Origin of the sequence: Bradyrhizobium sp. GCM10028915 (assembly GCF_042666195.1) — a bacterium.
GTDB lineage: Bacteria > Pseudomonadota > Alphaproteobacteria > Rhizobiales > Xanthobacteraceae > Bradyrhizobium > Bradyrhizobium canariense_D.
This window is the reverse complement of record NZ_JBHTFN010000012.1, coordinates 290248-314919: the sequence shown is the minus strand read 5'-3', so window position 1 is coordinate 314919 and position 24672 is coordinate 290248. Positions and strand designations below refer to the sequence as shown.

Here is a 24672-nt window from a genome sequence, read left to right as displayed (position 1 = left end):
GGTTGCCAGCCCCGCCTGCGCTATTTCAACGCCAGCGGCGCCGGTATTGCGCCTTGCGGGCCGGGCTCATAAGCGGCTAAAGAGACTGTCACAGTCGGTGTCGGCAACTTTCCCGGCCGCCGCGTGTTTTGTATGGCCGCCGACACAAGCGGCACAATCGGCTCAGCCAATAGCGCGAGCCAGCTTTTCACAGCGAAGGCCACGATCGAGTCCGCGCATCGGCCTGCTTTCAGGCGCGACCCAAGGGAGCACGGAACGAATGCATCAGGCCGCAAACCTGCAATTCGAGCGCATGATGGACGAGCTCGTCCTCTGGCAGGCCATACCGGAGGGCGAACGATCGCCAGCGCCGGCCTGGTGGTGGGGTCCGGCAATGGCGGTGCTCGACGCGCACGAGCCGATGCCACACGCGTGGTGTTCTGAACTCGGTCTGAGCCACGACTCGAGCTTTGCCGAAGGCGCGCACGCCCTGCTCGCCCTGTTCGCCAAGCAAACCTCGCCGACCTGGCCGGATGATTTTCCGCGCAAGGCGGAAATCAAGGAAGACGACGCCCGCGAGCTGCACCCGCAGCCGTCAGACGACAGCGCTTTTCAACCGTAGCGCCGCGGCCGCGGTGGCGGCATGGTCCGGCTCCGGCTGGAGCGGCGGCGCGTAGGGCAGCTCCATGGGCTGCAGCAGCTCGGCCATCTGCCGCGCCGGCAGCGGCTTGGAGATCAGGAAGCCCTGCATCTCGTCGCAGCCATGGGCGCGCAGGAATGCCTCCTGTTCGGCATTCTCGACGCCTTCCGCCACCACGGTCATGCCGAGCGCCTTGCCCATGCTGATGATCGCCTGCGCGATCGCCTGGTCTTCCAAATCCTGCGGCAGGTCGCGCACGAAGGAGCGGTCGATCTTGATGGTGTCGATCGGGAAATGCTTCATCAGAGACATCGACGAATAGCCGGTGCCGAAATCGTCGATGGCGAGGCGAATGCCGCGACTCTGGATGGCGTCGAGTACCTTGAGCGCGCGCCCGACGTTGCGCATCATCATGCTCTCGGTGACTTCGAGCTGGAGCAGCACCGGCGACATCCCACTTGCGGCGAGCGCCTCGTCGACGTCCTGCAAGAGATGCTCGTCGACAAACTGGCGCGGCGACAGGTTGACCGCAATCGATACCGGCAAAAGGCCGCGGCGCTGCCAGGCCATGGCTTGCGCGCAGGCCTCCTTCACCACCCAGCGGCCGATCGGCACGATCAATCCGGTCTCCTCCGCAAGCGGAATGAACTGCGCCGGCGAGATGCTGCCGAGATCGGGATGCCTCCAGCGCAGCAGGGCTTCCACGCCGGTGATCTGGCCGGTCTCCATGTCCACCTTGGGCTGGTAGTTCAAAGTGAACTGATTCCGCTCCAGCGCCCGGCGCAGCGCACTCTCCAACGACAGCCGCTCGATCGACTGCGTCTTCACTTCCTTGGAGAAGAAGCGATAGCCGTTCTTGCCATCTTCCTTGGCGAGATACATCGCCATGTCGGCGTTCTTTGTTAGCGTCTGAACGTCGGAGCCGTTGGTCGGATACATCGCGATGCCGATCGAGGCCGTGGTGTGGCACTCGTGCCCCGCTAGCTCCATGGGCTCGGCAAGCGCCGTCAGCAGCCCGGTCGCGATGCGCTGGACGTCGTCGACCTCGCCGCATTGATCGAGGATCACTACGAACTCGTCGCCGCCGAGCCGCGCCACCACGTCGCTTGCGCGCAGGGCACCACGCAGCCGGTTGGCCACTTCGAGCAGGAGCAGGTCGCCGGCCTCGTGGCCCAGCGAATCATTGATGACCTTGAAACGGTCGAGGTCGATGAACAGCACCGCAAAGCGGTGATCATGGCGCTGCGCTTCGTCGATCGCCTCATGCAGCAGCTCATTGAAAGTCTCGCGGTTCGGCAGGTCGGTCAGGCTGTCGTGCGAAGCAAGGTACTCGATCCGCTCATCGGCCTGGTTTTTCTCGTCGGCCCGGTCGAAATTCTCCATCGCGAAGGAGACGTTGTCGGCGAGGCGCTGCAACAGCTCGACGAACTCGGCCGTGAAGGTGCCCGGCTCGGTCGACATGTAGATCATGACGCCGACGGCCTGATCGTGCGCGACGAGCGGAAAAGCCGCGCCCGACCGCGCACCGTCGTTGCGGACGATGGCATGGAAGGCGCGAACGCGATCGTCGTTGAGATAGTCATTGCTGATGCAGGGCCGGCGGGTGCGGAACGCCGTGCCGCTCATTCCGCGGCCCTCGGGACGTTCGGGGTCGATTGACAGGCGGACATTGCGCGTGGTGTCAGACGATGGCCCGGCGCTCGACACGATCTCCAGCTGATCGCTATCGGCTCTCGCCAGCGCAATGGTGGTCGAGGTGAACTTGGCTCCGTTCGATGCGGCGAGACAGACGAGGTCGAACAGTTCGGCGCGCGACTTCGCCCGCATGATCGCCTCGTTGGTGGCGCTCAGCGCCGCGAACATGCGAGCCAAGCGCTCCGTCCGCGCCTCGTTGCGGGCTTTTTCCTCGGCGCGATCGAAATTATCGAGTGCAAACGACACGTTCTCGGCTAGGCGCCCGAGCAGCTCGACCATATCGGGAGTGAACGTATTCTCTTCCGGCGCGAGAAAAAGCAGAATGCCAATCGGCTCCTGCCCCGCGCGCAGCAGCGGGAAGCTGGCAGCCGCTCGCGTTCCATCTTCGATCGCCTTCGAGTGCCAATGCGCCGATCGGGGGTCATGGAGATAGTCGTTGATCACACTGGGCCGGCGGGTCCGCAGCGACATCCCGATGATTCCCCGACCCTCAGGATGGTCGGCGGAAACACAACAGGTGCGTCCCACCATCCGCTCCTGGAGGCGCCCCTTCACGGCAACCACGCGAACGAGTTCACGCTGGTCGTCCATAATGCCGATTGTCGCCGAGGCGAATACGCCGCCGAGCACGGCTGCCTGGCACGCCCCTTCGAACAGCTCCTCGCGCGTCTTGGCGCGCATGATTGCCTCGTTCGTCGCGCTCAGCGCCTCGAACATGCCGCTCAACCTGTCACGCTGCCTGTCGGCCTTCGCCTTCTCGTCGGCACGGTCGAAGTTCTCCAACGCGAAGGCGACATTGGCCTGGAGCTTGCGCAATAGCTCGACGAATTCGTCCGTGAAAGTGCCGCACTCGGGCGAATTGAACAGGAATACGCCTTCGACGCTGTCGCCGTTGAATAGCGGCATCGCGGTTGAGGACCTAATGCCATTGCGACGCGCGCTGGCGTGCCAAGGCTTGAGGCGGGCGTCTGCCAGGACGTCGTTGCTGATACAGGGCCGCCGCGTCCGGAACGCGGTGCCAGTCAGCCCTCGTCCTTCCGGCTCCTTGTCGCTGACCGACAGCCTGAAGGATCGCACTTCCTCGGCGTTCGGTCCGAAGGACGCAACAACACGAAGCAGTCCCGCATCGCGGTCAAGCAATGCAATGGAGGTCGAGGCGAACTTGGCGCCGTGCACCGTGGCTTCGCAAACCAGATCCAACAGTTCGCTGCGCGACCTTGCCCGCAGAATGGCTTCGTTCGTCGCGCTTAGCGCTGCGTACATACGCGCCAGCCGATCCTCCTCCAAGGCGATCTGGGCCTTCTCCTTGTCGCGGTCGAAGTTCTCGAGCGCAAAGCACACGTTTTCGGTCATGCGCAGCAACAATGCGACGATGCCTTCGTCTTTCGCCCAGGCTTTGCTCACGAAGAAAAACAGCACGCCGATGCTGGTGCCACGCTTGATCAAGGGAGCAGCCACGCAGGCGACGGCGCCGGCATTGACGTTGGCCTGCTCCCAGGTGGTCCCCTTGGTGCGATTGACGAGGTCGTCCTCGACGATCGCTTGCTGGGTCCGGAACACCTCGCCGGAGATGCCCTTGCCGTAGGGACTCTCCGGATCAATCGAGTAGCGCGACTGTCTGATCAGATCCAGATTATGTCCGGTCGCTGCCACCGGCGTCAGCCATTCGGAATCCGGCTCGTGCAGCAGAACGAAAGTGGCAAGCGATTTGCCGCTATAAACAGCGGCGTCGCAGACCCGCTGGTACAAGTCCAGCTCAGTGCTGGCTTGCAGAATTGCTTCGTTCGTCGCACTGAGCGCGCCGAACATGCGGTTGAGCCGCCGCACTGCCCGCTCGCCATCCAGGCGGGCTCCCTCGGTCGCGAAGCTCTCCAGCGCGTGAGAGATATTGGCCGACATCCGCTCGAACAACGAGACCATCGCCTCGTCGAGCGAGCCGGCGCCCGACCGCGTAACATACAACACCCCAATACTGCGTCCCATGCAGACCAGGGGTAGCGCCGCGGCCGCGCCGACACCCGCCGCCACCGCGCCGTTGCGCCATGCCAGCGAACGCGGATCGTTCAGGAAATCGTTGCTGATGCAGAGCTTCTGGCTGCGGAACGCCTCGCCGCCCACGCCCAAGCCTTCCGGCGTGCCAGCCTGCGTGGTGATCTCGATCGCGCTCAGCCGCGCCACGTCATCGCCGCGACCAGCGGCAAAGCGAAGCTTATGGCCATCCGGCTCCACAAGGAACACGGCCACGGCCATGAAGTCTCCACTCGCAAACCCGGCGTCGCAGACCTTCTGGTACAGCTCATCCGGCGATTTCGCGTAGAGGATCGCTTCGTTGATGGCGCTCAACGCCGCAAAGGTGCGCGCGAGTGTCGTCGGCACGATCTCAGCTCCCGGGCATTTCTGCCTTTTTTTCCCGGATGACGTTATGACCGGCGATCGCCTAAGTGGTCGTTATTGCGCGCTGCAAACCGTCGATCAAAGTGAACGAGCTGCGAACGACCTGCGCCAATCTGTCGAAAATGCCACCGCGCGGGACGAATCTTCGCCCGACGGCCCTGCTCGCTGCGAATTTGCAGCCCTGTATTGGTTTACAGGAGATTGATATCGCAGCCGCGCTTTGAGACCATGGCTCCCAACAAGCAGCCTGTTAAGGGCACCATGCCGGGGAAGCGCCATGCCGATCGTCCATGCCGACCGCCTCACGCGCATCAGCGCAGCGCTGCTTCGGGTTGCCGGGGCTTCCGAGGAAGAGGCCGACGCGGTCGCAAACGGCTGCGTCAACGCCAATCTCGCCGGCCACGATTCCCACGGCGTGATCGCCATTCCCACCTATGTTGACCGGATCAAGGCCGGCCACATCGTGCCCGGCGCCAGATGGACCATCGTGCAGGAATCGCCGACGACGACCGTGATCGACGGCCAGTGGGGTTTTGGCTTCCACGTCAACGCCAAGGCGATGGCGCTGACGATCGAGAAAGCGAAGACGGCGAATGTCGCCGCCTGCACCGTGTTCCGGCAAAGCCATGTCGGCCGCCTCGCCGCCTATCCGCTGATGGCAATGCGCGAAGGCATGATCGGGATCGCAACGGCGGATTCCGGCCGTTCGCCGAAGCATGTGGCGCCATTCGGCGGCAAGGAGGCACGGCTCGGCACCAATCCGATCTCGATCGCGGTGCCGTCCGACCTCGATGCGCCGTTCTACCTGGACATGGCGACCTCTGCGGTCGCGGCCGGCAAGATCCAGCTCGCGGTCGCCCGCGGCGAGGAAATCCCGCCGGGGTGGATCATCGATGCCGAGGGACGGCACACTACCGATCCAACCCAGTATCGCAAGGGCGGCGCGCTGCTGCCGCTCGGCGGCACCGAGGGCTACAAGGGCAGCGGCCTCGCCGCAATGGTCGAGGTCCTGTGCGGCCTGCTCACCGGCCTCGGTTTCGGCGTCGAGCCCACGGGCCGGCACAATGACGGCTGCTTCATGGCCGTGTTCAACGTCGCCGCGTTTCGCCCGCTGCAGGATTTCAAGCGCGAGGTCGCCGAGTTCGCACACTATCTCAAATCGACCCCGCCCTCCGAGGGCAGCAAGGGCGTGTTCTATCCCGGTGAGATCGAGGGCTTGCGTGAGCAGCAGCGCCTGCGCGACGGCATCGAGATCGAGGATGCGACCTGGGAAAAACTGCGCGCGCTGGCGCGCGAGTACAGGCTCGACACGGTCCTCGACCTGGCCTGACGGATTTCGGCCTGACGCAATTCGGAGAACAGCAGCATGACGCGGCAGATGGTACTGGTCGGCTTCCTTCAGGCCCAGAACTGCACGAATTTGCCGAGCTCGTGGCGACATCCGGACTCGCGCGACGATTCGATGTCGGCGGACTATTATCAGGAGATCGCCAAAATCCTCGAAGCCGGCAAGTTCCACATGGCCTTCTTCGACGACCGGCTGGCGATGCCGGACCGCTACGGCAACGATCACGCCCACACCGTCGAATACGGCATCCGCTGCGTGAAGATGGATCCCCTGATCGTGCTGACGACGATGGGCATGGTGACGGAGAAGCTCGGGTTGGGTGCGACCGGCTCGACGACTTATTTCGAGCCCTTCGACATCGCCCGCCGCTTCGCAACGCTCGACCTGATGTCGGGCGGACGCGCCGGATGGAACGTCGTGACCTCGCTCAATGACGGCGAGGCCTTCAACATGGGCCGGGATTCTCATCCCGAGCACGACGCCCGCTATGACCGCGCCGACGAATTCATAGAGATCGTTCTCGGCCATTGGGACACCTGGGAAGACGGCGCGCTCATCATGGACAAGACGAGCGGCCGCTTTGCCGATCCGGCCAAGGTGAAGCGGCTCGATCACAAGGGCCCATTCTACAAGTCCCGCGGTCCCTTCACGGTGCCCCGCTCCGACCAGGGCCATCCCGTGATCATCCAGGCCGGCGCGTCCGGCCGCGGCCAGCGCTTTGCAGGACGATGGGGTGAGGTGATCTTCACCGCCGCGCGCAACCTCGCCGCCGCCAAGGAAGGCTATGCGGCGGTGCGTAACGAGGCCGCGAAAGCCGGTCGGGATCCGGAGGCGATGTTCCTCTGCAACCTGACGACACCAGTCTGCGCCGCGACCAAAGCTGAGGCCGAAGACAAGATGGCGTTGATCAACAAGCTGCCGCTGCAGATCGATGCGCTGTCGCTGCTGGCCGAAGCGCTCAACTACGACTTCGCCTCCAAGGATCTCGACGAGCCGCTGACGACTGAGGAGTTGAAGAGCATGCAGGGCATTCTGGGCATCCGCGACGGCGTGCTCAAGAACTCCGGCAAAAGCAATCCGAGCGCGCGCGACTTCGTCACCTTCTCCGGCCGCGGTCAGGTCCAGGATGCGATGGTCGGCGGTCCCAAGGAGATCGCGGACAAGCTCGAAGAAATGTTCGTCGAGCGCGGCTGCGACGGTTTTGTCATCGCCGCGACCTATGTGCCCGGCTCCTATGCCGATTTCGTGCAACATATCGTCCCGGAATTGCAGCGGCGCGGATTGTTCCAGAAGGAGTATCGCGGCAAGACGCTGCGGGAAAATCTCGGGCTCAAGCGCCCGGCAGCCGGCGACTGGAAAGTGCAGCCGCGCGATGCCGCGGAATAACAACGGAGACACGGCATGCGCTGGCTGAAATTCACCGCTGCGAACAAGACGTCCTGGGGGATCGTCGAGGGTGACCAGGTCATCGCGATCGAGGGCGATCCCTTCGGAGAATGGCAACGCACCTCGCGCACGTATCAGCTCTCGCAGGTCAAGATCGAACTGCCGCTGATTCCGCGCACCTTCTACTGCGTCGGCTTGAATTACCTCAAGCATCTGAAGGAAGCCGCCGACAAGCGCGGCGAAGTGCCTGCTGTCCCCGACCGCCCCGAGATCGGCTATCGCGCGCAAAACGCGCTGATTGCGCATGACGAGGACGTCGCGATCCCGTCCTTTGCGACGGACAAGATCCACTACGAAGGCGAACTCGTTGTCGTCATCGGCAAGAAGGTGAAGCATCTCACCAATCAGAATGCGATGGATTGCGTCTTCGGCTACACCATCGGCAACGACGTCAGCGAACGAAGCTGGCAGAAGGCCGACCGCAGCCTGTGGCGGTCGAAGAACGCCGACACGTTCAAGCCGATGGGCCCGTGGATCGAGACCGAGGCCGACCTCGACAAGATGGAAACGATCGTCCGGGTCAACGGCAAGGAGACCAACCGCTTCCACACCAACGACATGATCTTTGGCGTGGTGCCGTTCCTAGTCGAGCTGACCAAGTATTTTACGCTATGGCCGGGCGATGTGATCTGGATGGGCACGGATGGTGCCTCGCCTGATATCAAGCACGGCGACGTCGTGGAGATCGACATCACCGGTGTCGGCACGCTGCGGAACAGGTTCGTGCGGGAAGAGCGGTGATCAACTCGTGGCGCCTGAGTGGCCCTTCACATGGTCGATAAACGCCCGCAGTTTCGGCATGATTTGCCGGTGGCCGGGATAGTAGAGGAAGACCCCCGGTGTCATCGGCGCGAATTGCTCCAGCACGCGGGCGAGTTTTCCCGTCGCTATGGCGCCTGTGGCCAATGGTGCGGGCACTTGCGCAAGACCCACACCTTCGATTGCTGCCCCCAACATCGTGGGGAAATCGTAGGCGATGAAAGGTCCTGATACCGCAATCTCGATCGAACGGCCGCCGTCGTCGAGCGACCATGATGCGAGCGCGCCGCTCGACCGCCGCAATCGCAAACAAGCGTGCGTACGCAGGTCGTCCGGATGCTCGGGCCGACCGGCACGCGCGAGGTAAGTGGGGCTGCCGACGACGATGAGCGGGAGCGGCTTGGTCAGCCGCACGGCGATCATGTCTGGGGCGATGAACTGCCCCATCCTGATGCCGGCATCAAAGCCTCCGGCCGCTAGATCGATCATCTCTTCGCTCGCGGCAAGCTCCACCTCGATCTCTGGATAGGTCTGGCAGAACGAGGCGATCAGCGGCTCGAGCAGGATCGGCACGACCGAGCGCGGTACGGTGAGGCGCAGGAGCCCGGCCGGTCGCCGTCCGAGCTCACGCGCCGCCCCGCTTGCCGCGATGAGTTCTTCGAACGCCGGTCTTGCGCGCGCGAAAAATCTTTCGCCGGCTTCGGTCAGACCGACGCTGCGGGTCGTACGGATGAAGAGCGCGGCGCCGACGCGCGCCTCGAGCGCGCGAACCGCCTGACTGATAGCCGAAGGCGTTACCCCGAGTTCAGCGGCCGCCCGGCGGAAACTGCGGTGCTGGGCAACGCTGAGGAACGCCTCCACGCCGTCGAGCGCTCCCTGCCTGACTGTGAAGTTCTGCTTCATAGCCCATCAACATTATCGCGAATAGTCGCCCGCGGAAAGCGGCCATACATCCGGATTGCAAATGAGCCGCACCGGAGACCGAAACCGATGAAGGCAATCCGCAACGCCGCCCTGGCACTCGCCCTCACACTGACAGGTATTACCGCCATGACCGATCCATCCCTTGCGCAAGCACAAGCGCCGTCACCCGCGACCACCGGGGTCATGGTCATCCTGACCGTGAAAGCGGGCATCACGCGCGAGCAAATCATGGCCGTCATGCCCGATGAAATCAGGCAGACCGTGCAGCTCTATCTCAACGGAAAGGTCCGCGAATGGTATTCGCGTTCCGACGGGCGCGGCGCCGTGTTCGTGCTGGATGCCAAGAATGATGCCGAAGCGCATGCGATCATGGATGGCTTGCCGCTCGCCAGGCAGGACCTCATCGAGCATGAATACATCGCGGTCGGCCCGCTCATGCCGCTTCGCCTGCTCATGGCCAAGCCCTAAGCGTCCATCGATGCCGAGCTTCGACCTCGACTATCCTGACATTCATAAGGACATCCGACGTGCCATCGAGCTTCAACCTTCCGTTCGTCCTCAGCGTCGCCGGCGCCTTCCTGACAAGCGCGGTGGTGGCCATCACCTACGTTTGGCCGGCGGTCGGCGCCATGCCGCGTCACGACGCCTTGCGGCTTCTCGCGGCTTTCCATGCGTTCAGGTTCCTAGGGATGAACTTCATGGTTGCCGGGTTCGTGTCCTCGGAATTGAGCCCGGACTTCGCCAGCGAAGTTGGATGGGGAGATCTCGTCGCCGCCACTCTCGCACTCATTTCAATGGCGGCGCTGTCCTGGCGATGGTCGATCGCCATCCCGATCGTCTGGACATTCAACGTCTGGGGTACGCTGGATCTCCTGAATGCGTACTACATGGGCGTGAGGATCCAGAATCCCGGCCTGTTCGGCGCCGGCATCTATATCCCCGCCCTTTATGTACCTCTGCTGCTGGTCAGCCACGTCCTCGTCTTCACAGTCCTGCTGAGGCCCGGATCGGACAAGCAGGCAGCATGATACTGCGCCCGGGCCGCAATCCGACATGCCAGCCGAGATGGCTTGCGTCGATGCGCGGGATAGCCTCTGAGGAAGGAATGCCGATGAACAGCGATGCCGTTTCCGCCGCCGAAATTGCTCCGCGTCCCGTGCGGCTCAGCCTAATGTCGGCCGTCCTGTTCACGATACTCTGGACCTGGTTGATCTACGCGGTGCCGGCACTTCCGGAGAGCGGCATTCCGGCCCTGGGCGTTCGGCTGATGACGCATGGGCTCATCGCACTTGGTCTGTGGCTCGGCCTTGGAAACACTGACCTGACACCAGGACAGCGCCAGGCAACCTGGCTCGTCCTCATGGTGCCTTTGACGCTGTGGGCCACAGTCGCCTGGACCGCGGCCATCAACGGTGCATTTCGCGCGGGCGCCTCCGCCTTGCCGTTGCTTCCAGCCGCGATCCTGTTGCCGGTCATCCTCGGCGCTCCGGTGCTGCTGCTGTCAAAGCGAGTGGGACAATTGCTCGATGCAACGCCGCCGACGTGGTTGATCGCGCTTCAGCTCTATCGCATCTTTGGCAGCCAATGGCTCGCCTACTGGATGCGTGGGGTGCTGCCGGGCTTGTTTGCATTGCCGGCAGGAACTGGCGATGTGCTGACCGGCCTTTTCGCCGTGCCGGCAGCGCTCGCGCTCGCGACCGGAACGGCTGAGGGGCGAAAGGCAGCCATCCTCTGGAACCTGTTCGGCCTCGCCGATTTCGCCGTCGCGATCGGCTTGGGGATGATGATGTCGCCCGGCGCATTGCAGCTGATCATTTCGAACGGCCCGAGCATGGCCTTAGACACCTTTCCGAATGTGCTGACGCCCGCCTTCGTCGTGCCAAGCTCGATCCTGCTGCACGCGCTGTCGCTGCGCCAACTGTTTCGGCGCAGGCAGGAAGAGGCGGCATAAGCGCTGCCTCTCAAAACGGCAGCGCGACGCCCGTCTTGATCTCCTTCAGCACCACGTTGCTTCTGACATAGCGGATGCCGGGAATGCGGAACATGAAGTCGTCGAGGAATCTGTTGTACGCCGCCATATCCTGCACGACGACACGCAAATGGTAATCGGCATCGCCCGTGGTCGCAAAGCACTCCAGCACCTCACGCCGCGTGGTCACCCGCGCGACGAACTCGTCGACGAATTTTGCGTCGTGCCGTTCCAGCGAGACGTGGAGGATCGCGGACATCGCAAAGCCGGCCTGCTCGCGCGCGACCAGGGCCGCATAGCCCCGGATGGCACCGCTCTCCTCCAGCGCGCGCACCCGGCGCCAGCATGCCGAAGTCGACATGCCGACTGCGTCGGCGAGCTGCTGGTTGGTGGCGCGGCCGTCCTTCTGAAGATAGGCGAGAATCCGCGCGTCCTGGTCTTCGATCATGGAAACCACCAAAATGGATTAATCTACCTTCCCGTAGATCGTTTTGGATAACTCTACCATAATAGGTACGCTATTCGGAAAGAAAGGTAAGACCTACCAGTTGCCCAGGCTTACTCTTCTCCCATCCGGCAAGGATGCCGTGGGGAGGTCCGCATGGACGCCATTTCGTCTCTCGATCCTTACGAGCTTTCCGACCGCTACGATCGCGAACGGGGCCGCGTCTTCCTCACCGGCACGCAGGCCATCGTCCGCATCGCGCTCGACCAGGTGCGGCGCGACCGTGCCGCGGGGCTGAACACGGCGGGCTTCATCTCAGGCTATCGCGGCTCGCCACTCGGCGGGATCGACCTCGAGCTGTGGCGCATCCACGAGCGACTGAAGCGGGACCGCATCGAATTCCTCCCCGCAGTGAACGAAGATCTTGCCGCGACCGCCGTGCTCGGCTCACAACAGGTCGAGACGCAAGCCGACCGCGAGGTCGATGGCGTGTTCGGTCTCTGGTACGGCAAGGGCCCCGGCGTCGATCGCTCCGGCGATGCGCTGAAACACGGCAACGCCTACGGCTCCTCACCGCATGGCGGCGTTCTGGTGGTCGCCGGCGACGACCATGGCTGCGTCTCGTCCTCGATGCCGCACCAGTCCGACGTCGCCTTCATGAGCTGGTTCATGCCGACGCTCCACCCCGCAAGCGTCAGCGAATATCTCGAATTCGGTGAATATGGCTACGCGCTGAGCCGCTTCACCGGCATGTGGGTCGGCTTCAAGGCGATCTCTGAGATCGTGGAATCCGGCGCGTCCGTCGCGCTGCGCCCACCGCGGGCCTTCCACCCGCCAGACTTCACGCCGCCACCCGGCGGCCTGCACTATCGCTGGCCCGATCTGCCCGGCCCGCAGATCGAGGAGCGGCTGGAGGCGAAGAAGCACGCGGTCTACGCCTTCGCAAAGGCTAATCCGATCGATCGTCACATCTACGACATCCCGGACGCCACCTACGGCATCGTCACCACGGGCAAGGCCCATCTCGATCTGATGGAAGCGCTGCGGCTGATGGGTCTCGACGAAGCGGACTGCCGCAGCATCGGCATCGACATCTACAAGGTCGGCATGGTCTGGCCGCTGGCGCTGCATGACGCGATGGCGTTCGTGAGGGGCAAGCGCGAGATCCTTGTCGTCGAGGAGAAGCGCGGCATCATCGAAAGCCAGTTCAAGGAATATTTTTACGATTATCCGGGCGAAAAACCCGAGCGCATGGTCGGTAAGCATGACGAGCAAGGGGCGCGGCTGATCTCCTGGATCGGCGAATTGTCACCGCGTGCGCTCGCTGGGGTGCTCGCACGCCGTCTCGATCCGATGTTCCCAGGCCTCAATCTCGCCGCACGCGCAGCCGGCTTGATGCCTGAGGCCTCGCGCACGATCAACGTCAGCGGTGCGACGCGTACGCCCTATTTCTGCTCGGGCTGCCCGCACAATACATCGACGAAAGTGCCCGAGGGTTCGAAGGCGCTGGCCGGCATCGGCTGTCATTTCATGGCCAGCTGGATGGACCGCGAGACATCGTCCCTGATCCAGATGGGAGGCGAAGGCGTGAATTGGGCCGCCTCGTCACGCTTCACCGGCAACAAGCACGTGTTCCAGAATCTGGGCGAAGGCACCTATTATCATTCGGGTTCGATGGCGATCCGGCAGGCGATCGCCGCCAAGGCCAACATCACCTACAAGATCCTGTTCAACGATGCCGTGGCGATGACCGGCGGCCAACCCGTCGACGGCCCAATCAGCGTCCACGCTATCGCGCACAGCGTCCGCGCCGAGGGCGTTGCGCGCATCGCGCTGGTGTCGGACGATCCGGCGCAATTTCCGCCAGGCGATCTTCCGGTCGGCGTGTCCCTCCATCCGCGCGAGAAGATGGACAGCGTGCAGCGCGAGCTGCGCGATATTCCCGGCGTCTCGGTGCTGATCTATCAGCAGACCTGCGCGACAGAGAAACGGCGTCGCCGCAAGCGTGGACAGATGATCGATCCCAAACGCTTCGCCTATATCAACGATCTCGTCTGCGAAGGCTGCGGCGACTGCTCGGTCGAATCCAACTGCCTCAGCGTCGAGCCCAAGGAGACGCCGTTCGGCCGGAAGCGCCGGATCAACCTCTCATCCTGCAACAAGGACTTTTCCTGCCTCAACGGGTTCTGCCCGAGCTTCGTCACCGTCGAGGGCGCGAGGCGCCGGAAGAAGGGCGCGAGCCGGATCGACGCGGTCGGCCACGCGGCCACGCTTCCCCTGCCCGGGCCCGCAACGCTCGACCGTCCCTATGATCTGCTCGTCACCGGCGTCGGCGGCACCGGCGTGATCACGGTCGGCGCGCTGATCGGCATGGCGGCCCACCTCGAAGGAAACGGTGTCTCGGTGCTGGATTTTACCGGCTTTGCGCAGAAATTCGGGCCGGTGCTGAGCTACATCCGGTTGGCCGCATCCCCCGACGCATTGCACCAGGTCCGTATCGACCAGGGCGCGGCCGATGCGCTGATCGGCTGCGACCTCGTCGTCAGCTCCTCGCCGAAGGCGTCCGGCACCTATCGAAAAGGTACGCGCGCCGCGGTCAACACCGCGGAGATGCCGACCGGCGACGTCGTCCGCTTCCGTGACGCCGATCTCGCCTCACCCGCCCGCCTGCGTGCGATCGGCCAGGTGATCGGCGACGGCAATCTCGACACCATCAACGCCAATGCGCTGGCCGAGCGCCTGCTCGGCGATGCCGTCTATGCCAATATCGTCATGCTGGGCTTTGCCTGGCAGCGCGGGCTGCTGCCGGTCTCGCTGTCGGCGCTGTTGCGCGCGATCGAGCTCAACGGCGTCGGGGTCGAAAGCAACAAGCAGGCTTTCGCCTGGGGCCGGATTGCAGCCGCCGATCCCGACTTCTTGCCGAAGGTGGACGAAGCGCCGAAGGCCGAGACGCTCGACCAGCTGATCGACCGCCGCGCCGACTTCCTCACGGCTTATCAGAACGATGCCTACGCAGCGCGCTATCGAGAGCGCGTTGCAAGTGTTCGCCATGCCGAAGCCAGCCTGAATAGCGAGGCATTGACCCAGGCGGTCGCGCACGCCCTGTTCAAGCTGATGGCGTACAAGGATGAGTACGAGGTGGCGCGCCTGCACATGCAGAGCGGCTTCCTCGACGAGTTGAAAGGCGAATTCGACGGCGACTTCAGCATCCAATATCACCTCGCCCCGCCGTTCCTGCCGTCGAAGCGCGACGCCCGCGGACGTCCGCGCAAGCGCGCCTTCGGACAGTGGATCCAGATGCCGCTCGCCATGCTGGCGCGATTGAAGGGATTGCGCGGGACGCCGTTCGACCCGTTCGGCTACACGGCGGAACGGCGCGCCGAGCGGGAACTGATCACCTGGTACGACGGCACCATCAAACGGCTGCTCGGCGGGCTCGAGGCGGCGCATCTGCCAAGTCTGGTCGCCATTGCAAAAGCGCCGATGGATATCCGGGGCTACGGGCCGGTTAAGGACGCCGCGATCGGGAAGGTGAAGGCCGAGGTCGAGCGGCTGTTCGCCGAGCTCGACGCCCCATCACCTGCAAAGATGCGCGCCTACGGTTGACGGGGCGCCGACGAGGCTTCAGCCTCTGGAGCCGAGGCGCGCCCTGATGGCGCTCCTGCAACGAGGTGACGCCTCATGGATTTCGACCAGTTGACCCTGACCCAGGCTGTGGCCGACCTCCGCGCCGGAAAAATCACGAGCACCGCGCTCACGACGGAAGCTCTCGCCCGCGCCACGGCCAATGCCGATCTGAATGCCTTCGTCACCCTGGACGAGGCCGGCGCCCTGAAGGCTGCGGCCGCATTCGACGCGAACGACAACAAGGACAAGCCGCTCGGCGGCGTTCCCATCGTGATCAAGGACAATATCGAGGTCGCGGGGCTCCCGTGCAGCGCGGGAACGCCAGCGCTGAAACATTACGTTCCGAGGGGCGACGCGCCGGTGGTCGCAAAGCTGCGTGCGGCGGGCGCGGTCATCATCGGCAAGACCAGCATGCACGAGCTCGCCTTCGGCATCTCCGGCTACAACACCGCATTCAAGACCGGCGCGGAGTTCGGCGTGCGCAACGCCTATGACCGCGCCCTGATCGCGGGCGGCTCCTCCTCCGGGACCGGTACCGCGATTGGCGCGCGCATCGTGGCAGGCGGGCTCGGCACCGATACCGGCGGATCGGTCCGGGTGCCGGCTGCGCTGAACGGCTGCGCCTCGCTGCGTCCGACGATCGGCCGCTATCCGCAAGACGGCATCGCACCGCTCTCGCACACCCGCGACACCGCGGGTCCCATGGCCGCGACCATAGCGGATGTCGCACTGCTCGACCGCGTCATTACGGGCGGCGATACTATCGCGCCGGCCGATCTGAACCAGGTACGGATCGGCATCGTGAAAGCCACACTGACCAATCTCGACGCCGACACCGACGCCGCATTCCAGGCGGCCGTCTCGAAAATGAAGGCGCAGGGCGTCACCGTCATCGAAATCGAGATGCCTCTGCTCGCCGAACTCAACGGCCAGGTAAGCTTTCCCGTCGTGCTGTATGAGGCCTATGACGACATGGTCGCCTATCTTAGACACACCGGTACCGGCCTCAGCATCGTGGCGCTGGCAGCGGAGATATCCAGCGCAGACGTGAAGGGCACCTATGATGGGCTGGTGATCCCGCGCAAACTGCCCGCCCCCGATGGCACGCTGGTTGACGCCAAGCCGATCTACGACGCCGCGATCAACACAGCGCGCCCCGCGCTTCAGGCGCTCTACAGCAGGACTTTCGCCGACAACCGGCTCGATGCCATCGCCTTCCCGACCACGCTGCGCGTGGCCATTGCCTCCAATCCCGATTCCAGCAGCCTGGAGAATTTCGCCCTGTTCATCCAGAACACCGATCCCGGCAGCAATGCCGGCATTCCCGGCATCCAGATTCCAATCGCGCTCGGCACCCGGAGCAAACTGCCGATCGGGCTTGAATTGGACGGCCCCGCGGGCAGCGATCGCCGCCTGCTTGCGATCGGCATGGCACTCGACGCCGTGTTCGGGCGATTGCCGCCGCCGCGCCACTCATGAATACGGATTGATCAGCTTCTGCTGCTCGGCGCTGTGATGCACGAGCATGTCGATGAAGGTCCTGACCTTCGCCGACAGATGATGCCGGTGCGGATAGACGGCGTTCATCGACATCTCGACCGGCCGGTACTCGGGCAGCAGGCGAACGAGCCGACCGGCTTCGAGATCGTCCCGAACGAGAAAGCCGGCCATCAGGCAGACGGCAGCGCCTTCCAGCGCCACCTTCCGCAAGGCCTCACCGCTGTTGGTGACGAAGCTGCCGGAGATGCGTACCGATGCCGGCGCGCCCTTGCGATCGAAAAAGCGCCAATCGTCGCCGAACGGATAGTTCAAATGGCGCCCGCAATTGTGCGTGGTGAGCTCATCGAGCTTCTGCACGCGACCGTGCTTGTCGAGATAGTCGTGCGAGCAGCACAGCACGTGACGCCAGGTGGCAAGGCTGCGGACGATCAGGCTCGAATCCGGCGGCGCGGTCATGCGCAGGGCAACATCGTAGCCTTCTTCGATGAGGTCGATGTCGGCTTCGCCCATGCGCAGATCGATCTTGAGCTCTGGATACGCCGACAGGAGCTTCGCCACCACGGGCGCGACGAACGGCACCATGTGCGTGGCGACGTGGATCCGTAGCGTGCCGCGGGGCACCGACTGCAATTCGCTCGCGATATCGTCGGCCTGTTCGATATCGGCGAGGATCTGGATGCAGCGGTCGTAGTAGGCCTTGCCGATCTCGGTGAGATTGACCTTACGCGTGGTGCGCTGAAGCAGCCTCACCCCGAGCCGGTCTTCCAGCGCCTGGACGTGATTGCTCACCATGGTGGTCGACATGTTGAGCTTGCGGGCTGCTGCAGAGAAGCCGCCGGTCTCGACCACCCGGCTAAAGACTTCGAGGCTCGTCAATCGGTCCATGCCGACTGATTATCCGCTCTTGGTCGATAATCGCAAGGAATTCTGTCCGATTATCCGTCGGATCGGCTCGCGCGCGGATGGCGGATGGGTTGGCCGCAATCCCTCGACAGAGGCGGCAATCGCTCTGGGGCAGTCGCACCTTCGGCTCGGTAGACCATACGCGAAGGCGGGATTCCCGGACTATCCACTCTCAGCGGATAATCCTTCCGGTATTTCGTCGATTATCGATCGAGCGAAGAAGACCGATAGTCCCAACGACCCGATAGGAGACTGCCATGTCCGAGATGCCCCGCACCGAAAACTTCCAGCAAGCGACTGAGATACTGCAAGCTTCTCAGCCGGCGCCGGTGCGTGGTCCGACCCGGAATATGGTTCGGCGGGCGGCGTTGGCGCTCGCGTTCCTCGCGGGCACAGCAGCGATTGTCCATTACGGACACGACTACTGGGTCAATGGCCGTTATCTCGAGACAACCGACGACGCCTATGTGAAGGCCGACTCCACGATCGTCGCGCCAAAAGTCTCGGGCTACATCGCCAAGGTGCTGGTCAGTGACAACGAAAAGGTCAAAGCGGGCCAGCTGCTGGCGAAGATCGACGACCGCGACTTCAAGGCGGCGCTCGACCAGGCCCGCGCCGATGTCGCCGCGGCGGAAGCGTCGGTGCGCAACCTCGACGCCCAGCTCGAACTCCAGCAGCCGATCATCGAGCAGAGCACGGCCGATGTTGCTGCTGCGGACGCGAATCTGAAATTTGCGCAGGAGGAGCGCGCCCGCTACGACGATTTGATGAAATCGGGCTCAGGCACGATTCAGCGCGCACAACAGACGGACGCCGCGTTGCGCGCCAGCAACGCGCAACTGCAACATGCCAGGTCGGGGCTCGTGGCCGCGCAACGCAAGATCGACGTGCTCACCACCCAGCGCGCGCAGGCCATGGCCCAACTCGAGCACGCGCGCGCGGTCGCGGAGCAGGCGACCCTGAATCTCTCCTACACCGAGATTGCCGCGCCGGTCGACGGCACGGTCGGCGCCCGCTCACTGCGCGTGGGACAGTTCGTGCAAGCCGGCACGCAATTGATGGCGGTGGTGCCGCTCGATGCAGTCTATGTCGTGGCGAATTTCAAGGAGACGCAGCTCACTCATGTCCGCGCCGGCCAGCCGGTCGAGCTGCACGTCGACAGTTTCCGTAACCAGACCCTGCGCGGCCATGTCGACAGCCTGTCGCCGGCCAGCGGACTTGAGTTCGCGCTGCTGCCGCCCGACAACGCCACCGGCAATTTCACCAAGATCGTGCAACGGGTGCCGGTGAAGATCGTGCTCGACGACCACAGCCTGACCGGGCTGCTGCGCCCCGGCATGTCCGCGGCGCCGACTATCGACACCAAACAGGCCGTCATGGCCGAGCGCGAGACGGCCAAGCGCCTCGCCGACAATGCGACGCGACCCAACGGAGGCTAAAGGCCGGCTCCGGCAGCAATATCAAGTCCTGCCGGATGATCCTTCCCACGCTTCCCGATGATCGAAGCCATCCGCCTGGTGCATCCTGTCTCCGTACCCGAGACGAGGCCCTTCATGAGCACGCTCCAACCCGCCCTGAACGCCACTTCCGCCACCAGCATTCCTGCTCCGGCCGCGGCCGCCACGCCGGTGGTTTCGACCAAAACCTGGATTGCCGTGATCGGCGCGACACTCGGCGCCTTCATGGCGGTGCTGAACATCCAGATCGTCAATGCTTCGCTCGCCGACATCCAGGGCGCGATCGGCGCCGGCATCGACGATGGCGGCTGGATCTCGACCTCTTATCTGATCGCGGAGATCGTGGTGATCCCGCTGTCGGGCTGGCTGGCGCAGGTGTTCTCGATCCGCATCTATCTGCTCACCAACGCGGTCCTGTTCCTGGTTCTGTCGGCCGCCTGTGCGTTGGCGCAAGACCTGCCGCAGATGATCGTGCTGCGGGCGGTGCAAGGGTTTACCGGCGGCGTGCTGATTCCGATGGCGTTCACGCTCATCATCACATTGCTGCCGCGCGGAAAGCAGCCGGTCGGCCTTGCGCTGTTCGCGCTGTCGGCGACGTTCGCGCCCGCGATCGGCCCGACCATCGGCGGCTATCTCACCGAAAATTTTGGCTGGCAGTACATCTTCTACGTCAATGTCATCCCGGGCGGGATCATGGTCGGCATGCTCTGGTACGCCCTCGATGCAAAGCCGATGAAGCTGGCACTACTGCGCGACGGCGACTGGGCCGGCATCATCGCCATGGCGATCGGACTGTCGGCGCTGCAGACCGTGCTCGAGGAAGGCAATAAGGACGACTGGTTCGGCTCGCCCTTCATCGTCAAGCTGTCCGTCATCGCGGCCGTGGCGCTGACCGCCTTCCTGATCATCGAGCTGACCGTGACGAAGCCCCTCCTCAACCTGCGCCTGCTGGTCCGCCGCAATTTCGGCTTCGGCATGCTTGCGAATTTCCTGCTGGGAATCGCGCTCTACGGTTCTGTGTTCATCCTGCCGCAATATCTGGCCCGCATCCAAGGCTATAATGCCGAGCAGATCGGCATGGTGCTGGCCTGGACCGGCCTGCCGCAGCTCTTGCTGATCCCGCTGGTGCCGCGTTTGATGCAGAAGCTCGATGCGCGGCTCATCATCGGCGCCGGCTTCGTCCTGTTCGCGGCCTCCAACTTCATGAACATCTACATGACCGGCAACTATGCCGCCGATCAATTGCTCTGGCCCAATGTGGTTCGTGCGATCGGCCAGGCGCTGGTGATGGCGCCGCTGTCTGCGGTGGCGACCTCAGGCATCGAACCGGAGAACGCGGGCTCGGCCTCCGGCCTGTTCAACATGATGCGCAACCTCGGCGGCGCCGTCGGCATCGCGCTGTTGCAGACGCTGCTGACCAAGCGCGAGCAGTATCACTCCAACGTGCTGATGCAGTCAGTCTCGCTGTTCGAGCAGGCGACGCGGACGCGGCTGGAACAGCTCACCCAATACTTCGTCAATCACGGCATTCTCGACCGGGCGGACGCGTTGCATCGCGCCTATGTTGCGATCGGCCATATCGTGCAGAAGCAGGCCTATATCCTCGCCTTCAGCGACACCTTCTATCTGCTCGGCGTGGCACTGATCGTCGCGCTGATCGCCACCCTCTTCCTGAAGAAGGCCGGCCACGCCTCGGCCGGCGGCGCCCACTGACATCGACCCAGCAAGCAAGGAGAACGACCATGAAACCCCGCATGAATTTCTACCAGGCCGCACCCGACACGATGAAGGCGCTGATGGCACTGGAAGAGCAGATCCAGTCGACGGGCCTCGAGAAATCGCTGATCGAGCTCGTCAAGATCCGCGCGTCGCAGATCAACGGCTGCGCCTTCTGCATCAACATGCACACCGAGGACGCCCGCAAGCGCGGCGAGACCGAGCAGCGCATCTATCTGCTCAACGCCTGGCGCGAATCGCCGCTCTACACCGACCGCGAGCGCGCCGCGCTGGCCTGGACGGAATCAGTGACGCTGATCGCCGAGACGCACGTGCCTGATGACGTCTACGAGCAGGTCCGCGCGCAATTCTCCGATGCGGAGACGGTGAACCTGACCATGCTGATCGGCGCCATCAATGCCTGGAACAGGCTAGCGATCGCATTCCGTGCGGTTCATCCGGTGAAGGTGAAGGCGTCGGTGGCGTGAGGTGCTGACGCATGAGGCCAAACTGCCTCAATACATTCGCCTGTCACGCCCCGGCTTAACCGGGGCATCCAGTACGCCGCGGCTTCTCGAGTCCAGCACTCCGTCACGGACTACTGGATCGCCCGGTCAAGCCGGGCGATGACGGCGGTGGGTAGCTTAAACCGCCGTCGCCTTCGCGAACTCCACGTAGATCTCGCGCAGCCGCATGGCCATCGGGCCGGGCTTGCCGTCGCCGACCTTCTTGCCGTCGATCGCAACCACCGGCTGGACGAACAGCGACGCCGAGGTGGCGAAGGCTTCCTTGGCGGCGAGCGCCTCGGCGACCGTGAAGGAACGCTCTTCGACGCGGAGCTGACGCTCTTCCGCCAGCGCCACCACCGCCTTGCGGGTGCAGCCCGGCAGGATCGCGTTGGAGTTCTTGCGGGTCACGATGACGTCGTCCTGGGTCAGGATGAACGCTGAAGACGAACCGCCTTCGGTGACGTAACCGTCTTCCAGCATCCAGGCTTCGCCCGCACCGGCTTCGGCCGCGGCCTGCTTTGCCAGCACTTGCGCCAGCAATGCTACGCTCTTGATGTCACGCCGCTCCCAGCGGATGTCGGGCACGGTGATCACATTGATGCCGGTCTTGGCCGAGGCGGCGTTGATGATGTCCTTCTCCGACGTGAACATCACCAGGCTCGACTTGACGTCGCCCTTGGGGAAGGCGAAGTCGCGGCCCTTGTCGGCGCCGCGGGTGACCTGGAGATAGACGAGGCCGTTCTCGACCTTGTTGCGTGCAATCAGCTCCTGCTGGATCTCGGTGATGCGCTCGACCGTCTCCGGGAGCCTCAGCTTGATCTCGCCGACCGAGCGCTCCAGCCGCGCCAGATGCGAGGCATTGTCGACCAACTTGCCGTCGAGCACGGCCGAGACCTCATAGATGCCGTCGGCGAACAGGAAGCCGCGATCGAGGACCGAAATTTTGGCGTCCGAAAGCGGGACGAATGAGCCGTTGACATAGGCGATCGGATCCAAGGCAGGTCTCCTGGCGGGAATAGGGATTACCCGCTGGTATAAGGGATTTGTCGGTGCCACGAAACCCTCAACCCGTCATTCCCGACCAGCGCCAGGAGGCACGTCGCGGAATGACAGTGGGATCAATGCGACAGAATCTTCGACAAGAACTTCTGCGCGCGGTCGCTGCGGGGCTTGCCGAAGAAATCGTCCTTCGGGGCGTCCTCGACGATCTCGCCGCGGTCCATGAAGATCACGCGGTTGGCGACCTTGCGGGCAAAGCCCATCTCGTGCGTCACGACCATCATGGTCATGCCCTCATGGGCGAGGTCTACCATGACGTCGAGCACCTCGCTCACCATTTCGGGGTCGAGCGCCGAGGTCGGCTCGTCGAACAGCATGACGATGGGATCCATCGCGAGCGCGCGGGCGATCGCCACGCGCTGCTGCTGGCCGCCGGACAGGTTCGCGGGAAATTTTTGCGCCTGTTCCTTCAGGCCGACCCGCTCCAGCAGTTGCATGCCTTTCGCCACCGCCTTGTCGCGCGACCGGTCGAGCACCTTCTGCTGCGCGAGGCAGAGATTGTCGATGATCTTCAGATGCGGGAACAGCTCGAAGTGCTGGAACACCATGCCGACCCGCGCGCGCAGCTTGGGCAGATTGGTCCTGGGGTCGTTGACCTTGGTGCCATCGACGCTGATGTCGCCTTTCTGGAACGGCTCCAGCGCGTTGACGCATTTGATCAGCGTCGACTTGCCTGATCCCGACGGACCGCAGACCACGACCACCTCGCCCTTGGCGACGCTGGTGGTGCAGTCGGTCAGCACCTGGAAGGCCGGGCTGTACCATTTGTCGACGTGGCTGATCTCGATCATGGCAAACTCTATCGAATGATGGCGATGCGCGCCTGCAGGCGGCGAACGCCGAAGGACGCGATACAGGAGATGGTGAAGTAGACGATCGCTGCGAATAGATACATTTCGACCAGACGGCCGTCGCGCTGCGCGACCTTGCTTGCCGCACCGAGGAAATCGGTGATCGACAGCACATAGACCAGTGAGGTGTCCTGGAACAGCACGATGGTCTGCGTGATCAGGACCGGCAGCATGTTGCGGAAGGCCTGCGGCAGCACGACGTAGCGCATGGTCTGGGCGTAGGTCAGGCCGAGCGCGTTGGCTGCGGCCGGCTGGCCGCGCGAGATCGACTGGATGCCGGCACGCATGATCTCGGAGAAGTACGCGGCCTCGAACATGATGAAGGTGATGAGCGAGGACGCGAACGCGCCGACACTGATCGGACGCGACGCGCCAGTTACCCATTGCCCGATATAGGGCACCAGGAAGTAGAACCAGAAGATCACCAGCACCAGCGGCAGCGAGCGCATGAAGTCGACATAGACGCCCGCGATGCGGCCCAGCACCTTGTAGCCGGACAGCCGCATCAGCGCGATCGCTGTGCCGAAGACGAGGCCGCCGAGTGCAGCAAGCCCGGTCAGCATCAGCGTGAACGTCATGCCCTCATAGAATAGATAGGGCAGCGTGCGGATGATGACCCCGAAATCAAAATTGCTGAACATGGCGCTACTTCCCCGTGATGTAGCCGGGGATCGCGACCCAGCGCTCGAGGAAGCGCATCGCGGTCACGACGACGGCGTTGACGAGGAGATAGAGGATGGTCGCAGCGGTGAAGGCCTCGAACACCTGGAACGAGAATTCCTGCATCGAGCGCGCCTGGCCGGTCAGTTCGAGCAAACCAATGGTGATGGCCACAGCCGTGTTCTTGATGGTGTTGAGGAACTCGGACGTCAGCGGCGGCAGGATGATGCGAAAAGCCATCGGCAGCAGGATGTAGCGATAAGCCTGCAGGGTCGTCAGGCCGAGTGCGGTCGCCGCCATCTTCTGCCCGCGCGGCAGCGATCCGATGCCGGCCTGCAACTGCACGGCGACGCGCGCCGACATGAAGAACCCGATGCCAATCGCGGCCGTCCAGAACGGCGCGTTCGGCAGTTGTTTCAGCCACAATCCCGCGGACCTTGGCAACACTTCCGGCAGCACGAAAAACCACAGGAAGAGCTGCACCAGCAGCGGCATGTTGCGGAAGAATTCAACATAGGCAAAGCCGAACCAGTACGCTCCCTTCGACGGCAGTGTGCGCATCACGCCGACGATCGATCCGGTGATCAGCGCGATGATCCAGGCGAGCGCACCCGTCTTGAGGGTCAGCACCAGGCCCGACAACAGCATGTCGAGATAGGTGCCGGTCCCCATCGGGTTCGGCTGGAAAAAGATTCCCCAGTTCCAGTTGTAGTTCACGTGTCCCCCGCGCGAACGCGCCAGTCATCGATGTCCTGGCGCCTATGCAAATGTCCGGCCATCCTGGAGTCAAG

21 protein-coding genes are annotated in these 24672 nt (G+C 63.7%); 13 read left to right on the top strand and 8 right to left on the bottom strand.

The genetic code is table 11. The features are described 5' to 3' along the window. Nucleotides 1-259: 259 nt before the first annotated feature. The gene (locus ACFQX9_RS10570; protein WP_085350135.1) at nt 260-601 is read left to right on the top strand and encodes a hypothetical protein; all 342 of its coding nucleotides are present in this window, start codon (nt 260-262) and stop codon (nt 599-601) included. Here ACFQX9_RS10570 and ACFQX9_RS10565 read toward each other — a convergent pair. Beyond that, on the bottom strand, nt 575-4690 hold the full coding sequence (locus ACFQX9_RS10565) for a GAF domain-containing protein (RefSeq protein WP_166520840.1): 4116 nt from the start codon (nt 4688-4690) through the stop codon (nt 575-577). The genes ACFQX9_RS10570 and ACFQX9_RS10565 overlap by 27 nt on opposite strands. Nucleotides 4691-4736: 46 nt before the next feature. On the opposite strand from ACFQX9_RS10565, the gene ACFQX9_RS10560 reads away from it, so the two are divergent. The 4 genes from ACFQX9_RS10560 to ACFQX9_RS10545 all read left to right on the top strand — a co-directional run bounded on the left by ACFQX9_RS10560 (nt 4737) and on the right by ACFQX9_RS10545 (nt 8243). After that, nucleotides 4737-4913 carry a hypothetical protein gene (locus ACFQX9_RS10560; protein ID WP_158091731.1) on the top strand — a complete coding sequence of 59 codons (177 nt, stop codon included), beginning with the start codon at nt 4737-4739 and terminating at the stop codon, nt 4911-4913. Between the two features lie 72 nt (nt 4914-4985). Further along, nucleotides 4986-6038, top strand: coding sequence for an Ldh family oxidoreductase (locus ACFQX9_RS10555; protein ID WP_018453394.1), 1053 nt, complete (start codon nt 4986-4988; stop codon nt 6036-6038). 36 nt (nt 6039-6074) lie between these two features. Continuing rightward, nucleotides 6075-7442, top strand: a complete 1368-nt coding sequence (locus tag ACFQX9_RS10550) for an LLM class flavin-dependent oxidoreductase (protein ID WP_377788242.1) — start codon at nt 6075-6077, stop codon at nt 7440-7442. Nucleotides 7443-7457: 15 nt separating this feature from the next. After that, nucleotides 7458-8243: a fumarylacetoacetate hydrolase family protein gene (locus ACFQX9_RS10545; RefSeq protein WP_085350137.1), complete on the top strand. Its 786-nt coding sequence runs from the start codon at nt 7458-7460 to the stop codon at nt 8241-8243. Here the strand turns inward: ACFQX9_RS10545 and ACFQX9_RS10540 are convergent, their stop codons facing one another. Continuing rightward, complete coding sequence (locus ACFQX9_RS10540; RefSeq protein WP_085361242.1) at nt 8244-9164, bottom strand: LysR family transcriptional regulator; 921 nt, start codon at nt 9162-9164, stop codon at nt 8244-8246. It lies immediately after the preceding gene. 87 nt (nt 9165-9251) lie between these two features. Between ACFQX9_RS10540 and ACFQX9_RS10535 the strand changes: the two genes are divergently transcribed. From ACFQX9_RS10535 to ACFQX9_RS10525, 3 genes are all read left to right on the top strand, one after another. Further along, nucleotides 9252-9653 carry a hypothetical protein gene (locus tag ACFQX9_RS10535; protein WP_085350139.1) on the top strand — a complete coding sequence of 134 codons (402 nt, stop codon included), beginning with the start codon at nt 9252-9254 and terminating at the stop codon, nt 9651-9653. A 59-nt stretch (nt 9654-9712) separates the two neighbouring features. Continuing rightward, nucleotides 9713-10213: a hypothetical protein gene (locus ACFQX9_RS10530; protein ID WP_377788238.1), complete on the top strand. Its 501-nt coding sequence runs from the start codon at nt 9713-9715 to the stop codon at nt 10211-10213. A gap of 179 nt (nt 10214-10392) precedes the next feature. Then, on the top strand, nt 10393-11136 hold the full coding sequence (locus ACFQX9_RS10525) for an MFS transporter (protein ID WP_240543324.1): 744 nt from the start codon (nt 10393-10395) through the stop codon (nt 11134-11136). A 10-nt stretch (nt 11137-11146) separates the two neighbouring features. On the opposite strand, the gene ACFQX9_RS10520 is transcribed toward ACFQX9_RS10525, so the two are convergent. Then, nucleotides 11147-11602, bottom strand: coding sequence for an Lrp/AsnC family transcriptional regulator (locus ACFQX9_RS10520; RefSeq protein ID WP_018453391.1), 456 nt, complete (start codon nt 11600-11602; stop codon nt 11147-11149). Between the two features lie 153 nt (nt 11603-11755). On the opposite strand from ACFQX9_RS10520, the gene ACFQX9_RS10515 reads away from it, so the two are divergent. Then, on the top strand, nt 11756-15205 hold the full coding sequence (locus tag ACFQX9_RS10515; protein WP_085350141.1) for an indolepyruvate ferredoxin oxidoreductase family protein: 3450 nt from the start codon (nt 11756-11758) through the stop codon (nt 15203-15205). A 75-nt stretch (nt 15206-15280) separates the two neighbouring features. Next, nucleotides 15281-16705, top strand: a complete 1425-nt coding sequence (iaaH, locus tag ACFQX9_RS10510) for an indoleacetamide hydrolase (RefSeq protein ID WP_085361239.1) — start codon at nt 15281-15283, stop codon at nt 16703-16705. Here the strand turns inward: iaaH and ACFQX9_RS10505 are convergent. Continuing rightward, nucleotides 16700-17611 (bottom strand): LysR family transcriptional regulator, encoded by a 912-nt coding sequence (locus ACFQX9_RS10505; RefSeq protein ID WP_085350144.1) that lies wholly within the window; start codon nt 17609-17611, stop codon nt 16700-16702. The genes iaaH and ACFQX9_RS10505 overlap by 6 nt on opposite strands. A gap of 275 nt (nt 17612-17886) precedes the next feature. Between ACFQX9_RS10505 and ACFQX9_RS10500 the strand changes: the two genes are divergently transcribed. The 3 genes from ACFQX9_RS10500 to ACFQX9_RS10490 all read left to right on the top strand — a co-directional run bounded on the left by ACFQX9_RS10500 (nt 17887) and on the right by ACFQX9_RS10490 (nt 21290). Continuing rightward, nucleotides 17887-19068 carry an HlyD family secretion protein gene (locus tag ACFQX9_RS10500; RefSeq protein WP_085350146.1) on the top strand — a complete coding sequence of 394 codons (1182 nt, stop codon included), beginning with the start codon at nt 17887-17889 and terminating at the stop codon, nt 19066-19068. 114 nt (nt 19069-19182) lie between these two features. After that, nucleotides 19183-20799 (top strand): MDR family MFS transporter, encoded by a 1617-nt coding sequence (locus ACFQX9_RS10495; protein ID WP_085361291.1) that lies wholly within the window; start codon nt 19183-19185, stop codon nt 20797-20799. Between the two features lie 29 nt (nt 20800-20828). Further along, nucleotides 20829-21290 carry a carboxymuconolactone decarboxylase family protein gene (locus ACFQX9_RS10490; RefSeq protein ID WP_085350148.1) on the top strand — a complete coding sequence of 154 codons (462 nt, stop codon included), beginning with the start codon at nt 20829-20831 and terminating at the stop codon, nt 21288-21290. Nucleotides 21291-21446: 156 nt separating this feature from the next. Here ACFQX9_RS10490 and ACFQX9_RS10485 read toward each other — a convergent pair whose 3' ends face one another. From ACFQX9_RS10485 to ACFQX9_RS10470, 4 genes are all read right to left on the bottom strand, one after another. After that, the gene (locus ACFQX9_RS10485) at nt 21447-22307 is read right to left on the bottom strand and encodes a D-amino-acid transaminase (protein ID WP_085350150.1); all 861 of its coding nucleotides are present in this window, start codon (nt 22305-22307) and stop codon (nt 21447-21449) included. 122 nt (nt 22308-22429) lie between these two features. Beyond that, complete coding sequence (locus ACFQX9_RS10480; RefSeq protein ID WP_018453383.1) at nt 22430-23161, bottom strand: amino acid ABC transporter ATP-binding protein; 732 nt, start codon at nt 23159-23161, stop codon at nt 22430-22432. Nucleotides 23162-23169: 8 nt separating this feature from the next. Further along, entirely contained in the window at nt 23170-23862 is a 693-nt protein-coding gene (locus tag ACFQX9_RS10475) for an amino acid ABC transporter permease (RefSeq protein WP_018453382.1), read from the bottom strand. 4 nt (nt 23863-23866) lie between these two features. Further along, on the bottom strand, nt 23867-24598 hold the full coding sequence (locus tag ACFQX9_RS10470) for an amino acid ABC transporter permease (RefSeq protein WP_026232522.1): 732 nt from the start codon (nt 24596-24598) through the stop codon (nt 23867-23869). Nucleotides 24599-24672: the final 74 nt, after the last annotated feature.

Bases quoted from the DNA above. Each gene is read 5' to 3' on its own strand.
- ACFQX9_RS10505 (WP_085350144.1), bottom strand. From the start codon at position 17,611: ATGGACCGATTGACGAGCCTCGAAGTCTTTAGCCGGGTGGTCGAGACC.
- iaaH (WP_085361239.1), top strand. From the start codon at position 15,281: ATGGATTTCGACCAGTTGACCCTGACCCAGGCTGTGGCCGACCTCCGC.
- ACFQX9_RS10480 (WP_018453383.1), bottom strand. From the start codon at position 23,161: ATGATCGAGATCAGCCACGTCGACAAATGGTACAGCCCGGCCTTCCAG.
- ACFQX9_RS10560 (WP_158091731.1), top strand. From the start codon at position 4,737: ATGACCGGCGATCGCCTAAGTGGTCGTTATTGCGCGCTGCAAACCGTC.
- ACFQX9_RS10540 (WP_085361242.1), bottom strand. From the start codon at position 9,164: ATGAAGCAGAACTTCACAGTCAGGCAGGGAGCGCTCGACGGCGTGGAG.
- ACFQX9_RS10570 (WP_085350135.1), top strand. From the start codon at position 260: ATGCATCAGGCCGCAAACCTGCAATTCGAGCGCATGATGGACGAGCTC.
- ACFQX9_RS10515 (WP_085350141.1), top strand. From the start codon at position 11,756: ATGGACGCCATTTCGTCTCTCGATCCTTACGAGCTTTCCGACCGCTAC.
- ACFQX9_RS10535 (WP_085350139.1), top strand. From the start codon at position 9,252: ATGAAGGCAATCCGCAACGCCGCCCTGGCACTCGCCCTCACACTGACA.
- ACFQX9_RS10495 (WP_085361291.1), top strand. From the start codon at position 19,183: ATGAGCACGCTCCAACCCGCCCTGAACGCCACTTCCGCCACCAGCATT.
- ACFQX9_RS10545 (WP_085350137.1), top strand. From the start codon at position 7,458: ATGCGCTGGCTGAAATTCACCGCTGCGAACAAGACGTCCTGGGGGATC.
- ACFQX9_RS10490 (WP_085350148.1), top strand. From the start codon at position 20,829: ATGAAACCCCGCATGAATTTCTACCAGGCCGCACCCGACACGATGAAG.
- ACFQX9_RS10520 (WP_018453391.1), bottom strand. From the start codon at position 11,602: ATGATCGAAGACCAGGACGCGCGGATTCTCGCCTATCTTCAGAAGGAC.
- ACFQX9_RS10550 (WP_377788242.1), top strand. From the start codon at position 6,075: ATGACGCGGCAGATGGTACTGGTCGGCTTCCTTCAGGCCCAGAACTGC.
- ACFQX9_RS10500 (WP_085350146.1), top strand. From the start codon at position 17,887: ATGTCCGAGATGCCCCGCACCGAAAACTTCCAGCAAGCGACTGAGATA.
- ACFQX9_RS10555 (WP_018453394.1), top strand. From the start codon at position 4,986: ATGCCGATCGTCCATGCCGACCGCCTCACGCGCATCAGCGCAGCGCTG.
- ACFQX9_RS10475 (WP_018453382.1), bottom strand. From the start codon at position 23,862: ATGTTCAGCAATTTTGATTTCGGGGTCATCATCCGCACGCTGCCCTAT.